The sequence below is a fragment of the Actinacidiphila rubida genome (assembly GCF_900110255.1).
Taxonomy (GTDB): Bacteria; Actinomycetota; Actinomycetes; order Streptomycetales; family Streptomycetaceae; genus Actinacidiphila; species Actinacidiphila rubida.
Map to the genome: position 1 here is coordinate 24,312 of NZ_FODD01000003.1, position 13,706 is coordinate 38,017.

Consider the following 13,706-nt stretch of genomic DNA (forward strand, 5'->3'; position numbering starts at 1 on the left):
CGCACCGCCACTCGCAACGGACCTGCACGGCACGGCACTTCACTGGTGAGGACGTCTGCGACGGCCCCTGCGGATCCGCGGATCGGCGCGATTCGCGCAATCGCGCCGGACGCGCGGCGGGCGGGCGGTCACGCCGGTCCCCGGCGGTCGCTGGGCGCGGTGGGCGGGGTGCCGAGGTCGGCCAGCGCCTGCTGGTACCGCTGCACCGAGCGCTCGGCCGCGGCCAGGTCGCACGGCGCGCTCCACAGCAGGCGCCGGGCCTGGTCGTACCGCTCGATCAGCAGCGGGTCCTCGGCCATGCCCAGGCGTGCCACCTTCGCCCGGTAGGCGTCGAGGCGGCCGCGCAGCTCCGCCCGCACGGCCAGCGGCGCGGTCACCGCGGTCAGCGAGTCCCGGGCCCGCAGCAGCTCGTCGTCGGCGTGGTCCTCCAGGGCGTCCAGCAGCGGCGACAGCCGGTGCCACTGTGCGGTCCTGGCGAACTCCTCGGCGCCGGCCAGCTGTTCGTGCAGCGCCGCGGCCGGGCCGCTGACCGCGGGCACGTCCGAGGCGAGGATCTTGGACAGCACCTCGACGCGGGCGGCCCGCGCCTCGGTGAGCGTGCGGTCGGCGCGCGAGAGGACGTCCCGCAGCCGCTTGAGCCGGTGCTCGGCGTCGTCGCGGACGTGCAGCACCGCCTCCACCTCGCGGCGGATGTCCTCCAGCCGGTGGCCGCACGCGTCGTAGCGGGCCATGTCGGGCCGGCCGGGCGCCGGCCGTGCCCGCCAGAACGACAGCGGGTCCGAGACGCTCCGCGCCCGCAGCGCCGCCAGGTCCGCGACCAGGCCCTCCAGGTCGTCGCCCGCCGGGTGCGTCCCGGGGCGCACCCCGACGGAGTGGGCGAGCGAGCGGACCCGCTGCGTCTCGGCGGCCAGCAGGTCGATCCTGGCGGGCAGGGCGGACCACACCGAGTCGGCGGCGGCGACCGTCTCCATCGCCTGGTCGTACCAGCCGTTCATCCGCCGCAGCAGCTCGTCCAGGCTCAGCTGCTCGGTGAGGCGGGCCGGACCGGTCAGCGAGCGGGCCGCGTCGGGCACCGCGGCGCCGGTGACCGTCACGCCCTCGCCGCGCAACAGCTCGGTGAGGCGGCCCAGTTCGGTCTGCGTGGGCCAGCGGCGGCGGGCCCGCAGCGTGCGGGCGTCCTCCAGCGCGGCGGTGTACGCCTCGAAGTGGGTCCACAGCACGGTGATCGCGGCGTCGGTCTCCGCCCACCGCTCCTTGGTCGGACCGGTGAGCTCCGCGCCCTCCAGCAGCCTGCGGCCCGAGTGGTCCTGCAGGGCCAGCAGGGACGACTCGATCGCCTCGTGCTCGGCGGCGAGCCGCGCCAGGGCACGGTCCACGTCCTCCCGGCTCATCACCGGCCCGGATGGTCCAGCGACCGCCATCGCACCCTCTTCCGTCACGTCCGTCACCCCCCGGCCGCCGCCGATTCCGCCCGGTCCGCCGTCACTGCCGGTACTTCGGTGCCGGCGGCCCGGTGAGCCCCGGCAGGTCCTGGGCGAGCCAGCGGCGGTACGACGTCATCCACTCGCTGTCCGCGCCACCAGAACGGTACGCGGCCAGAACGGCGTTGACCTTGCGTACCAGATCGGGCTCGCCGGTGTTCATGGCCACACCGTACGGCTCGTCGGTGACCGGGTGGCCGACCAGGTGCACCGACGGGTCCTGCGCCGCCTGTCCGGCGGCCAGCGCGTTGTCGGTGAACACCGCGTCGGCCAGGCCGAGTTGCAGCCTGACCAGGCAGTCCAGCTGGTTGTCCACCAGCAGGATCGAGGCGCCGTGCCGGTTGCCCTCCAGGGTCTGCTCGCCGGTCGAACCCCGCGCGGTGCACACCGTCTTGCCCTGGAGCGAGTCGTCGAACCCCGTGACGGACGAGCCCTCCGGGGCGAGGATCTGCTGCCCGGCCTCGAAGTACGGGGTGGAGAACGCCACCGGGTTCTTCGGGTCGTCGACCCGCTGGCAGTTGATGGTCATGGTGCGCACCACCATGTCGACCGTGCCGTTCTTGATCAGCGGGATCCGCTGGCTGGTGGGCACGGTCAGGAACTGCACCGCGTCGGGGTCGCCGAGGATCGACCGGGCCAGGGCGTGCACCAGGTCGATGTCGAACCCGGCGAGCTGGCCGGTCGCCGGGTCGCGGAAGCCCCACAGGTAGCTGTTCTGGTCCACGCCGACCTTCAGCCGGCCGCGCTGCCTGATCCGCTCGACCGCCGGGCCGTCCGTGGGGCCCGTCGAGGGGTCGAGGCTGGCGTCGCAGTTGTCGTGCGCCTGCTGCGGCGCGGACGCGTAGCGGGCCGTCGTCAGGGGCGTGGCCGCGCCTCGGCTGATCGGCCCCCGGTCGCCCAGCGGCGTGAGGGTCCCGCCGATCGCCAGCGTGCACACCGCCGCCATCGCGGCGACCCCGCCCCAGCCGCGCCGCCGCCACAGTCTGCGGCCCCGCAGGTATCCCCAACCGCTCACCGCACGCCTCCCGCCCGGTCCACCGGGCACCCCTCTCACCGGTACTCCGCCAGCCGGCGCCCGATGCCGAGCGCCGCCCCCGCCGCCGCCAGCACCGCGAGCACCGCGGCGCCGTAGGGCAGCATCGCCATGGCGTTCCTCCCGGTCTCGGCGGCCGTCCTGAACTCGTCCTGCTCCTGGGCCACGGCCGTGCCCAGGCTGGCGTCCACCGTGTGGAAGCACTGCGCGGTCGTGGCGGTGACGGTCCTGCCGCTGCCGTCCTTGCCGCCGATGACCTGGGCCACCGCCGAGGCGTAGTCGCCGTTGTCGTCGCTGGCCCGTTCCGTGGCGTGCCGGTCGCGCCAGGCCTGGACGCCCTTGATCGCCGCGTTCACCGGGTCGCGGCCCTTCGGCGCGTCCGCCAGCGCCAGCGCCTGGGCCAGTTCGCCGCCCACGCCGTGCGGGTCGCTGCCTGCCAGGTCCGTCATGCCCGTGCTGAAGTCGTCGTCGTAGCCGGGGTCGGAACCGCGCGCCACCAGCGTCAGGTTCTCGTTGCTGCGGGCCTGGAGCACGTGGATCCGGGCGTCGTTGAGGACCTGCATGGACCGGGCGCCGTGCGTGTAGGAGTCCGCCAGCTCGCTGCGGGCGACGGTGTGCCCGACGACCAGCCACAGCAGGGCCAGCGCGCAGGCCGTGCTGGCCGCGAGCATGCCCCGGTTGAACACCCGGTTGGTGCGCCGGTAATGGCGGCGCTGCGCCCACAGCAGCGTGCCGAGCGCGGCAGCGCCCAGCACCCAGGCCACCCACGGCAGCGACTTGGCGTCGGCGTAGTCGGCGTCGAGCCGGCCCGTCTGGGCCCGGTACAGCTGGTCGGCGAGGTCCAGCAGGCCGCCCTTGCCCTGCATCTTCTGGTCGGCGTACCGCAGATAGGCGCCGCCCAGCGGCAGGCCCTGCCGGTTGTCGGCCTGCGCCGTGGCCACCAGGTTGGTGTAGACCGGCAGCCAGGTGTTGAGCTTGCCGATTAGGGCGATGGCCTCCGCGGAGCCGTCGCTGTTCGCGGCGGCCTCGGTGATCAGGCGCGCGGCGTTGTCGATGTCGTCCTGGTACTGGCGGGAGACGTCCCTCGGCTCCTGGCCGCCGGCCAGGAAGCCGCCCGCGACGGTCGCGTCGGCGTCCGCCAGGGAGCGGTATATCTCGGCGGCCTCCGCGCTCAACGGGCCGCTGTGGTGCAGCACATGGCCGGTCGCGGTGGACCGCTCGCTGATCTGCCAGGCGGTCGCGGTGCCGAACGCGAGGACCAGCAGGGCCAGTACCGCGCCGATGACGCGCAGCCGGCCCGGCTCGGTGGCCGCCGACGCGCGCATCCGCGCGGCCGACTCGGCCCACGCGGTCCTGCGCCGCGGCACCTGCGGGCCCCCCGGTCCGCCGGCAGCCGGAACCCCGCTCCGTGTCGGCGACTGCGTCTGCGTCACACACCCTCCCCCGGCCACTCTCGCACGTCCGCCAGCAGTATGGCCGTGATCGGCCCCACTCCTCCAGCGTCCTTCGGGGATCATGCCCGGCCCCGCCCGTCCTCACCTGCCCACACGCCGCCGCGCCGCGACCGGTTCCGCCGCGCGTCCCCGCGCACGACGCACCCGGCCCCGGCCGGCGAACTCCCGGCCGGGGCCCCGGAAACGTTCCCGGCGGTCCCGGCGGTCCCGGCGGTCCCGATGGGAGCCGGCCGGGTGCGCGGCGCGGGCGGGCGGCGGCGGTACCGGCGGGCTGCCCCGGCCCGTGCGTCAGGCGTAGTGCGCGCGCAGCGCGGCCTGTGCGGCGGCGGGGGCGCCCACATGGTCCAGGCCGAGCAGCGCGGCACCCAGCACCGGCGGCGCCGTCACCACGTGCGCCCGGGCCTTCGGCGCGCGGGCGGTCAGCCGCTCGTCCAACGCGTCCATCAGGTACGGGTTCCGGGCGGCCATCACCCCGCCGCCCAGCACCACGTCGGCCTCCTCGTCGAGCAGCCCGAGCCGGCCGAGCGCCACCGTCGCCAGCGCCACGATCTCGTCCGCCTGGCGGTCCAGGATCGACCGCGCGACCGGGTCGCCGGCGTCGGACGTGGCGAACAGGACCGGTGTCAGCTCGTACTTGGCGGCCGCGGGTATCCGCTCCAGGTGCAGCGCCTCGATCAGCGCGTACATGGAGCCGAGACCGAAGTGCGCGGGCAGTGTCGCCGCCAGCGCGGTCGGGCCGCCGCGCCCGTCCTCGGCGCGCGCCGCGAACCACAGCGCCTCCTCGGCCAGGCCCGAACCGCCGCCCCAGTCACCGGAGATCTTCCCGATCGCGGGGAAGCGGGCGGTGCGCCCGTCCGGCAGCATCCCGACGCAGTTGATGCCGGCCCCGCAGACCACGGCGACGCCGCGCGGCTCGTCCACGCCCGCCCGCAGGATCGCGAACGTGTCGTTGGCCACCCGGGTGCTGCGCGCCCAGCCGCGGGCGTGCACGGCGGCCTCCAACTGCTGCTCCTCGACGGGCAGATCGGCGTTGGCCAGGCAGGCCGAGGTGTGCTCCACGAGCGGTGTCCCGCCGCTCGCGCCGCCGGGCAGGCCGGCGTCGGCCGCCGCGCGCTCCACGATGCGCGCGACGACCTCCACCGCCGCCTCGACTCCGACGATCGGCGGCTGGAAGCCGCCGCCGCGGGCGGCGCCGAGCACCGTCCCGTCGGCGGCGACCAGCGCCACGTCGGTCTTGCTGTTGCCCGCGTCGACGGCCAGGACGCCGCCGGGGACGAGCGGTTCCCCCGTCATGCCCACGCGAGGTGCTCCCGGTTGTGCGCGAGGAGCCGGTCGGTGAGGCCCTCCGCGTACGTGTACTGGCCCACCAGCGGGTGCGCCAGCAGCGCGGTGAACACCGCGTTCCGCCCCTGCGCGGAGGTCGCCCGGCCGTCCAGCACGGCGGCCCGCAGCGCCAGGTCCTCGTACGCGGTGACGCCCGCGATCAGGCCCGCGTACAGCGGCTCCAGCGTGGGGACCGGCAGCGGCGTGGCGCCGTTGGCGTCGACCACGGCCGGCACCTCGATGACCGCGTCGTCCGCGAGGAACGGCAGCGTGCCGTTGTTGTAGGTGTTGACCACCTGCACGTCGCCGGTGTCGCGCAGCAGCGAGGAGGCGAGTGCCACGGCCGCCTCGGAGTAGTAGGCGCCGCCGCGCTTGGCGAGCAGCGCGGGCTTCTCGTCCAGCGCCGGGTCGCCGTACATCTCGAGCAACTGCTTCTCCATCGCCGCGACTTCGGCGGCACGCGACGGCTTGGTGCCCAGCTCGCGCACCACCTCGTCGTGCGCGTAGTAGTAGCGCAGGTAGTACGAGGGGACGACGCCGAGCCGGTCGACGATCTCCTTGGGCATGTGCAGGTCCGAGGCGATGGCGTCACCGTGCTCGGCCAGCAGCTTCGGCAGCAGGTCGGCGCCGTCGGGGCCGCCGAGGCGCACCCCGCGCTCCCACGTCAGGTGGTTGAGGCCCACGTGGTCCAGGTGCACCTGGTCGGGCGCGACGTCCAGCAGCGCGGCGAACTTGCGCTGGAAGCCGATGGCCACGTTGCACAGCCCGACGGCCTTGTGCCCGGCCTGCAGCAGCGCGCGGGTCACGATGCCCACCGGGTTGGTGAAGTCGATGATCCACGCCTGCGGCGCCACCCGGCGGACCCGCTCGGCGATGTCCAGCACCACCGGCACCGTCCGCAGCGCCTTGGCCAGGCCGCCCGCGCCGGTGGTCTCCTGCCCGATGCAGCCGCACTCCAGCGGCCACGTCTCGTCCTGGTTGCGGGCGGCCTGCCCGCCGACGCGCAGCTGGAGCAGCACCGCGTCCGCGCCCTCGACCCCCGACTCCAGGTCGGCGGTCGTCACGATCCGGCCGGGGTGGCCCTGCTTGGCGAAGATCCGCCGCGCCAGGCCTCCCACCAGCTCCAGACGGTCGGCCGCCGGGTCGACGAGCACCAGCTCCTCGATCGGCAGGGTGTCGCGCAACCGCGCGAACCCGTCGATGAGTTCGGGTGTGTACGTGGAACCGCCGCCCACGACTGCCAGTTTCATCCCTTGACTCCCGTCAGGGTCACGCCTTCGATGAAGGCCTTTTGTGCGAAGAAGAACACCATGATCACCGGTGCCATCACGAGAACGGTGGCGGCCATGGTCAGATTCCAGTTGGTGTGGTGGGCCCCCTTGAACGACTCCAGCCCGTAACTCAGTGTCCATGCGGCCGGGTTGGAGCTGGCATAGATCTGCGGCCCGAAGTAGTCGTTCCAGCAGTAGAAGAACTGGAACAGGGCCACGGCCGCGATGGCGGGCCTGATCATCGGCAGGATGACGGTCAGCAGGGTGCGCACCTCGCCGCAGCCGTCGACCTTCGCGGCCTCGGTGTACTCCCTGGGGATCGTCAGCAGGAACTGGCGCAGCAGGAAGATGGTGAACGCGTCACCGAAGGCCATCGGGATGATCAGCGGCCACAGCGACCCGTCCAGGTGCAGCTGCTTCGCCCAGAACAGGTACATCGGGATGATGATCACCTGCGGTGGCAGCATCATCGTCGAGATGACCAGCATCATGATCACGTTGCGGCCGCGGAAGCGGAACTTCGCCAGCGCGTAGGCGACCGGCAGCGACGAGACGACCGTCAGGACCGTGCCCCCCACCGCGTACAGCAGCGTGTTGCGCCACCAGGTCAGGAAGCCCGGGGTGTCCCACACCGTGCGGAAGTTGGACCACTGCCAGGTGTGCGGCCACAGGTCGCGGGTCAGTGCCTGGTTGTCGCTCATCACCGCGGTGAGGAAGACGAACACGAACGGCAGGACGAAGAACGCGGCGGCGGCGATGCCGAGCGCATGGACGGCGATCCAGTGCAGGGCGCGCCTGCGCTGCGCCGTCCGCCGGGCGCGTGCGTCCACGTCGGCGCCGGACCCGCGTACCGGGATGTCGCGGTCGAGTGTTGCCTGGGTCATGGCGTCAGTCCTCCCCTCTCATCTGTCGGCCTTCCTGTTCACGCTCTCCGCGGACGGCTTCGTTCCTCAGCCGTCCACTCCGATCGCTCATGCGTCAGTCCTCCGCCGAAAGGAAGCCGCTGCGGCGGCGCATCAACAACGCGGTGAACGCCATCGAGAGGGCGAACAGGACCAGGGCGATGACGCAGGCGGAGCCGTAGTCGAAGCGCTGGAAGCCGAGGTTGTAGACCAGTTGGGGCAGGGTGAGGGTCGACTTGTCCGGGTAGCCGGGCTCGAACTGCTGGCCCGAGTTGCCGATGATCCCGGAGGCGACCTTCCCCGCCACGAGGGGCTGCGTGTAGTACTGCATGGTCTGGATCACCCCGGTGACCACCGCGAACATCACGATCGGCGAGATGTTCGGCAGCGTGACGTACCGGAACCGCGACCACGCGCCGGCGCCGTCCAGCTCCGCGGCCTCGTACTGCTCCTTCGGCACGTCGAGCAGCGCGGCCATGAAGATCACCATCAGGTCGCCGACGCCCCAGACCGCGAGGATCGTCAGCGCCGGCTTGGACCAGTGCGGGTCGGTGAACCAGCCCGGGGTGGGGACACCGATCCCGCCCAGGATGTGGTTGACCGGCCCGGTACCGGGGTTGAGCAGGAAGACGAACGCCATGGTGGCGGCGACCGGCGGGGCCAGGTACGGCAGGTAGAACGCGGTGCGGAACAGCCCCGCGCCGGTCTTGATCTTCGTGATGAGCATGCCGACGCCCAGTCCGAAGACCACCCGCAGCGTCACCATCACCACGACCAGCCACAGCGTGTTGCGCAGCGCCGGCCAGAACAGCGGGTACTCGGTGAAGACGTACGACCAGTTCTTGCCGCCCGTCCACGTCGGGTTGTTGAACCCGGTGTAGTGCATGAACGAGAAGTAGACGGTCGAGATCAGCGGGTAGGCGAAGAAGACGCAGAACCCGATGATCCACGGCGACAGGAACGCCAGGTTGCGCAGTGCTTCCTTGCGGCGCTTGGCCCGCAGCAGGGGGTGGACGGAGGCGCTCATCACTTGGCCTGCGCGATGTCCTTGTCGACCTGCGAGTCGACGCCCTTGAGGCCCGCCTGCAGGTCCTTGGCCTTGCCGGACTCGTACGCGTAGCCGAAGTCCTGCAGCGTCACCTGGTAGGCGCCGCCGTTGATGCTCGCCGGGGTGGTGGTGCTGTCCGGGTTCTGCGCGATGTCGATGAAGGTGCGGAAGCCCGGGTCGGGGTCCAGCTTCGGCGACTTGAGAGCGGCCAGCGTCGAGGGCACGTTGTGGATGGCGTTGGCGAAGGACACGACCGCATCGGTGTCGGTCGCCATGAACTTCACCAGTTCCCAGGCGGCGTTCTTCTTCGTCGAGGTGTTGGCGACGCCGACGATCGTGCCCGACAGGTAGCCCTTGCCGTAGGTGCTCGCCTGGTCGTCGGGGACCGGGAACGGCGCCACGCCGAGGTCGTTCATGCCCGCGTCCTTGGCCATGCCGAGCCGCCACTCGCCGTCGATGCCCATCGCGACCTGGCCGGTCTGCAGCGGGTTCTTCGCGCCGAACTCGTCGCCGAACGTGGACCGGTACTTCTCCAGCTTGGCGAACCCGCCGAGCGCCTGCACCATCTGCTGCTGCCAGGTGAACATGGCCGCGAAACCGGGGTCCTTGGCGACCTGCGACTTGCCGTCGGCGTCGAAGTACTTCACGCCCCACTGCGCGGCGACGTGCATCGGCGTGCTCTCGTAGCCGTGGAAGTCGGGCATGAAGCCGAGCTGGGCGTACGAGTCGCCGCTGGACTTCGTCAGCTTGACCGCGTCCGCCTTGAACTCCGAGAGGGTCTTCGGCGGCGCGGTGATCCCGGCGGCCGCGAACTCCTTCTTGTTGTAGTAGAGCCCGTACGCGTCACCGAGCAGCGGCAGCGCGCAGCGCTTGCCCTGGAACTGGGTGTACTCCTGCATCGGCTTGGGGAACGTCGTCGCGGGGTCGATCTTGTCCCGGGACAGGAACGGCGCGAGGTCGGCGAACGCGCCCGAGGAGCAGAACTGCCCGACGTTGTCCGTGGTGAACGAGGAGACGACGTCGGGGGCCTTGTCGCCACCGGCCCGCAGCGCCTGGTTGATCTTGTCGTCGGTGATGTTGCCCTGGACCTTGACGTGGATGTTGGGGTGCGCCTTCTCGAAGAGGGCGATGTCGTCGTTGATCGCCTTGAGCTCGTTCGGGGCGCTCCAGCCGTGCCAGAACGTGATGGTCACGTCCTTGCTGGCGTCGTCGTTCGCCGACGAGGTGCTCTGGCCCGTACACGCTCCGGCGAGCAGGGATATCGCGGCGGTTGCCGCGACGGCGGCGGCAGCCTTGGTCAGACGGGACACTGCTCTCTACCTCCGGGTACGAGGGGGTGCGCGGGTAGGGGGTGCCGACGGAACGGCGGGGAGGGTGCCGTTCCGCTCGCGGGGGGACAGGGGCGCGGGGTCGGGGGTGCGGGTCTCGGGTCAGCGGGAGGTGTCGAACACCTCGTCGCGGGTGGTGGCGAGCGCGCTTTCCAGCGCGCCGGTCAGTACGGGGTGCATCTCCACCGCGCCCAGCACCAACCGGGGCCGGGGGACGGCGAGTTCGGCGAGTTCGGACTGAATGAGGGCACGCAGCGGCTCGCCGCCGGAGACGGTCACGTCGCCGGCCAGCACGATCAGCTCCGGGTCCAGCAGCGAGACGATCGAGGCCAGGCCGACGGCGTGGCCGGTGGCGCAGCGGGCCAGCAGCTCGGCGTACGGGCCGCCGTCGGGCTCCGCGCCGTCCTGCTGGGCGGCGGCCGCCGCGCGCAGCAGCGTCGCCGCGGCGTCCGGCAGGCTGCCCTGCGGGACCTCGATGCCCAGCTCGCGGGCGGTGCGCAGCACCGCGTTGCAGCCGGCCAGCTCCTGGAAGCCGCCGTTGTTCGCCTTGGTGACGTTGCGGACCAGCGGCGTGCCCGGCACCGGCAGGAAGCCGACCTCGCCGGCGCCGCCGGTCCAGCCGCGGTGCAGCCGGCCGCCGATGACGAGGGCGGCGCCCAGGCCCTCCTCGTTCCACAGCATCACGAAGTCGTCGTGGCCGCGGGCGGCGCCGATCCGCTGCTCGGCGACCGCGGCCAGATTCACGTCGTTGTCGTACTCCAGCGGCATCGGCAGCGCGGCGGCCAGCTCGTCCAGCAGCGCGGGGGAGTGCCAGCCCGGCAGGTGGCTGGCGTAGCGCAGCCGGCCGGTGCTCGGGTCGAAGGCGCCGGGGGTGCCGATGACGATCCGGTGCAGGTCGGTGCGGCCGAGCCCGGCGGCCTTGGCCGCGCCGTCGACGGCCTGGACGACCTGCTCGACCGCACTGCCCGCCCGGCGGTGCGGGGTGGGCAGCCGGAACGAGCCGACGGTGCGGCCGGTGATGTCCGCGACCGCGGCCCTGATCCGCTCCGTGTTGACGTCGAGGCCGGCGACGTGGGCGGCGGCGGGGTTCACCGAGTACAGCTGGGCGTTCGGCCCCGGGCGGCCCGCGGTGGTCCCGGTCGCCAGCACCAGGCCTGCGGCCTCCAGCCGGGCCAGCAGCTGGGACGCGGTGGGCTTGGACAGGCCGGTGAGCTTGCCGATCCGCGTCCTGGAGAGCGTGCCGTGCTCCAGCAGCAGGTCGAGCGCGGCGCGGTCGTTCATGGCGCGCAGTACGCGCGGTGTTCCAGGGGTGCCAGCCATGCGCGCCATCCTCCCTCAGTTCACTGTTAGGAAACTTTCCTATTGGCGAAAGTCAAGGTAGGCCCGCTGTCGGCGGAGCGTCAAGGGGGACCGGCGGTCCCTCGCCCAAGTCGTTACCAACCTCGGCGTGGACGCCGCCGCGGAGGGCGCCGCTCGCGGCGGTCGGCGCGGGCCGTGAAGGCCGGCCGTGGACGCGGGCGGTGGACGCGGGCGGGCGGCATGCGGACGGCCCCTGGCAGGACAAGCGTGCCAGGGGCCGTGCGGGAGGAACAGAGGGCGTACGGGTGTCTGTGGGCCGGTGTGCCGGGCCGTGCCGTCCGGTGGGGCGGTCGGGGGTCCGGGGGCCCCTCAGGAGCGCCCGGGGCCGGTCAGGAGCGCCCGGGGCCGGTCAGGAGCGCCCGGGGCCGTCCGAGCGGGGGCGGACCGGTGCCGGGGGCGCGCTCTGCGACGGGGCCTGGGGCGGGACGGCGGTCGGGCCGGCGGACGGGCCCGCGGGGGTCGCGGGCGCCTGTGCCTGTGCCTCGGCGGGCGCGGGTGCGGGCGGGACCTGGGTGCCGGGCTCCGAGCCGGAGGACGCGCCGGCCGCCGGGGTCGGCGCCGCGGGTGCGGCCGGCCCCGCGGTCACGTCGACCACCCCCGCCGCACCGCCGACGGTCTCGACACCCTCACGGTCGAAGGTCTGCTTGATCCGCCAGCGCAGCTCGCGGCCGACCCCGGCAGCCTGCCCCGGCATGGTCTTCGCCTGCACCCGGACCACCACCGAGTCCGCGGCGACCGACTCCAGGCCGAGCAACTGCACGGGCTCCCAGAGGCGCTCGTCCCAGGGGTCCTCCTTGGCCATGGTGTCGGCGGTCTCCGCGATCAGGGCCTTCACCCGGTCCAGGCTCTCCTGCGGCGCCACCTGGACGTCGACCACGGCCGTCGCCCAGCCCTGGCTGAGGTTGCCGATGCGCTTGACCTCGCCGTTGCGCACGTACCAGATCTCACCGTTGTCGCCACGCAGCTTCGTCACCCGCAGTCCCACCTCGACCACGGTGCCGGAGGCCACGCCCGCGTCGATGACGTCGCCGACGCCGTACTGGTCCTCGAGGATCATGAACACGCCGGACAGGAAGTCGGTGACCAGGTTGCGCGCGCCGAAGCCGATGGCGACACCGGCGACACCCGCGCTGGCCAGCAGCGGCGCCAGGTCGATCTTCAGCACGGACAGCACCGAGAGCGCGGCGGTGCCCAGGATCACGAACGACGCCACGCTGCGCAGCACCGAGCCGATCGCCTCGCTGCGCTGTCTGCGCCGCTCCGCGTTGACCAGCAGCCCGCCCAGGGCGGTGCCGGCCGCGGCCTCGGCGCCGCGGTTCATCCGGTCGATGAGCCGGCTGAGCGTCCGGCGCACCGCGGTGCGCAGGACGATCGCGATCACCAGGATCAGCAGGATGCGCAGGCCGGCGTTCAGCCAGCCGGCCCAGTTGTCGTCGATCCAGCTGCTGGCCTGGGCGGCGGTGCGGGGCATTGCGTCGAGCGTTACGGCCGCACGAGGAGTCGCGGTGGACACGTTCGGGAACCTCCGTCGGGGAACGAAGCTTCCAATCTAGCCGCCGACCGATGCCGTCTCGTTGCCTCGTTCGAGGAGCGGAACCGCTTCGAGCAGGGGAGTAAAGGAGTGTGAGCCGGCATTGAAGGAGGGGAGTGTGGTTCAAAACACCCTCGGTCCGTTACCCGGGCATGGTGGCGCGGTGCCCTGCCTTCCGGAGAGACTGAGACAGATCGTCCCGACGCGAGCCACGCGTCGCCGGCGTTAAAGGAGGCATCCGTGCCGCATGTCCTGGTCCTGAACGCCTCGTACGAGCCGCTCGGCGTCGTACCGCTGAGGCGCGCGCTCGTCCTCGTGCTCAACAACAAGGCTGTGTGCCTGGAGGAATCCGGCGCGTACCTGCACAGCGAGACCCAGGCGCTGCCTGCGCCGAGTGTCGTGAAACTCACCAAATTCGTGCGAGTCCCCTTTCGGGGCACCGTGCCGCTCACCCGGCGAGCCCTCTTCGCCCGGGACGGCGGCAAATGCGCGTACTGCGGAGCCGCCGCAACCAGCGTCGACCACGTCATCCCCCGCAGCCGCGGCGGCCAGCACGCCTGGGAAAACGTGGTGGCCGCCTGCAGACGCTGCAACCACGTCAAGGCAGACCGCCACGTCGCCGAACTCGGCTGGCGCCTGCGCCACCAACCCGCCCCGCCCTCCGGTCTCGCCTGGCGGATCATCGGGACCGGACATAGGGACCCGCGCTGGCTGCCATACCTGCAGCCTTTCGGCGCGGACGACGCCCTGGCCCGGATCGACGGCATATCAGCCTGAGATCCGGGCTTCAGCTTTTCCAGGACCGCTTCTGCCCCGCGCCCCGCAGGCCGGAAGCGGTCCCTTCGCTGCCCTCGGGGAGGGTGACGGGGCCGGGGCGGCCGGTGCCGGTCCAGGTGATCGTGCAGGTGGCGACGGCCCGGAGGACGGAGGGGCCCGGTTCCGGGTGGCGCTGAGGTTGGTCACCCCGCACGGCGTG

General features: G+C 72.7%; 11 protein-coding genes. 1 reads left to right on the forward strand and 10 read right to left on the reverse strand.

Translation table 11 applies throughout. From position 1 onward, the window contains the following. Positions 1-128: 128 nt before the first annotated feature. From BMW99_RS03235 to BMW99_RS03280, 10 genes are all read right to left on the reverse strand, one after another. Positions 129-1,421, reverse strand: a complete 1,293-nt coding sequence (locus BMW99_RS03235) for a hypothetical protein (protein ID WP_075016189.1) — start codon at positions 1,419-1,421, stop codon at positions 129-131. 61 nt (positions 1,422-1,482) lie between these two features. Beyond that, the gene (locus BMW99_RS03240) at positions 1,483-2,427 is read right to left on the reverse strand and encodes a glutamate ABC transporter substrate-binding protein (RefSeq protein WP_079139023.1); all 945 of its coding nucleotides are present in this window, start codon (positions 2,425-2,427) and stop codon (positions 1,483-1,485) included. A 104-nt stretch (positions 2,428-2,531) separates the two neighbouring features. Continuing rightward, entirely contained in the window at positions 2,532-3,947 is a 1,416-nt protein-coding gene (locus tag BMW99_RS03245) for a hypothetical protein (RefSeq protein ID WP_069467064.1), read from the reverse strand. 309 nt (positions 3,948-4,256) lie between these two features. Further along, positions 4,257-5,261 (reverse strand): N-acetylglucosamine kinase, encoded by a 1,005-nt coding sequence (locus BMW99_RS03250; RefSeq protein ID WP_075016267.1) that lies wholly within the window; start codon positions 5,259-5,261, stop codon positions 4,257-4,259. Next, a complete protein-coding gene (locus BMW99_RS03255) occupies positions 5,258-6,541 on the reverse strand; it encodes a 6-phospho-beta-glucosidase (protein ID WP_069463717.1) in 1,284 nt (427 codons plus the stop codon). The genes BMW99_RS03250 and BMW99_RS03255 overlap by 4 nt, the downstream gene beginning before the upstream one ends. Continuing rightward, complete coding sequence (locus BMW99_RS03260; protein WP_069463716.1) at positions 6,538-7,446, reverse strand: carbohydrate ABC transporter permease; 909 nt, start codon at positions 7,444-7,446, stop codon at positions 6,538-6,540. The genes BMW99_RS03255 and BMW99_RS03260 overlap by 4 nt, the downstream gene beginning before the upstream one ends. 94 nt (positions 7,447-7,540) lie before the next feature. Then, complete coding sequence (locus BMW99_RS03265; RefSeq protein WP_069463715.1) at positions 7,541-8,491, reverse strand: carbohydrate ABC transporter permease; 951 nt, start codon at positions 8,489-8,491, stop codon at positions 7,541-7,543. Continuing rightward, entirely contained in the window at positions 8,491-9,822 is a 1,332-nt protein-coding gene (locus BMW99_RS03270; protein WP_075016190.1) for an extracellular solute-binding protein, read from the reverse strand. Before BMW99_RS03270 ends, BMW99_RS03265 begins: the two co-directional genes overlap by 1 nt. A 120-nt stretch (positions 9,823-9,942) precedes the next feature. Further along, entirely contained in the window at positions 9,943-11,169 is a 1,227-nt protein-coding gene (locus BMW99_RS03275; RefSeq protein WP_075016191.1) for an ROK family transcriptional regulator, read from the reverse strand. A gap of 379 nt (positions 11,170-11,548) precedes the next feature. Continuing rightward, positions 11,549-12,670, reverse strand: a complete 1,122-nt coding sequence (locus BMW99_RS03280; RefSeq protein WP_079175906.1) for a mechanosensitive ion channel family protein — start codon at positions 12,668-12,670, stop codon at positions 11,549-11,551. A gap of 300 nt (positions 12,671-12,970) precedes the next feature. Here BMW99_RS03280 and BMW99_RS03285 point away from each other — a divergent pair, with 300 nt between their 5' ends. Next, the gene (locus BMW99_RS03285; RefSeq protein WP_075016193.1) at positions 12,971-13,507 is read left to right on the forward strand and encodes an HNH endonuclease; all 537 of its coding nucleotides are present in this window, start codon (positions 12,971-12,973) and stop codon (positions 13,505-13,507) included. Positions 13,508-13,706: the final 199 nt, after the last annotated feature.

Bases quoted from the DNA above. Each gene is read 5' to 3' on its own strand.
- BMW99_RS03235 (WP_075016189.1), bottom strand. From the start codon at position 1,421: ATGGCGGTCGCTGGACCATCCGGGCCGGTGATGAGCCGGGAGGACGTG.
- BMW99_RS03240 (WP_079139023.1), bottom strand. From the start codon at position 2,427: ATGGCGGCGGTGTGCACGCTGGCGATCGGCGGGACCCTCACGCCGCTG.
- BMW99_RS03250 (WP_075016267.1), bottom strand. From the start codon at position 5,261: ATGACGGGGGAACCGCTCGTCCCCGGCGGCGTCCTGGCCGTCGACGCG.
- BMW99_RS03255 (WP_069463717.1), bottom strand. From the start codon at position 6,541: ATGAAACTGGCAGTCGTGGGCGGCGGTTCCACGTACACACCCGAACTC.
- BMW99_RS03260 (WP_069463716.1), bottom strand. From the start codon at position 7,446: ATGACCCAGGCAACACTCGACCGCGACATCCCGGTACGCGGGTCCGGC.
- BMW99_RS03265 (WP_069463715.1), bottom strand. From the start codon at position 8,491: ATGAGCGCCTCCGTCCACCCCCTGCTGCGGGCCAAGCGCCGCAAGGAA.
- BMW99_RS03275 (WP_075016191.1), bottom strand. From the start codon at position 11,169: ATGGCGCGCATGGCTGGCACCCCTGGAACACCGCGCGTACTGCGCGCC.
- BMW99_RS03280 (WP_079175906.1), bottom strand. From the start codon at position 12,670: ATGCCCCGCACCGCCGCCCAGGCCAGCAGCTGGATCGACGACAACTGG.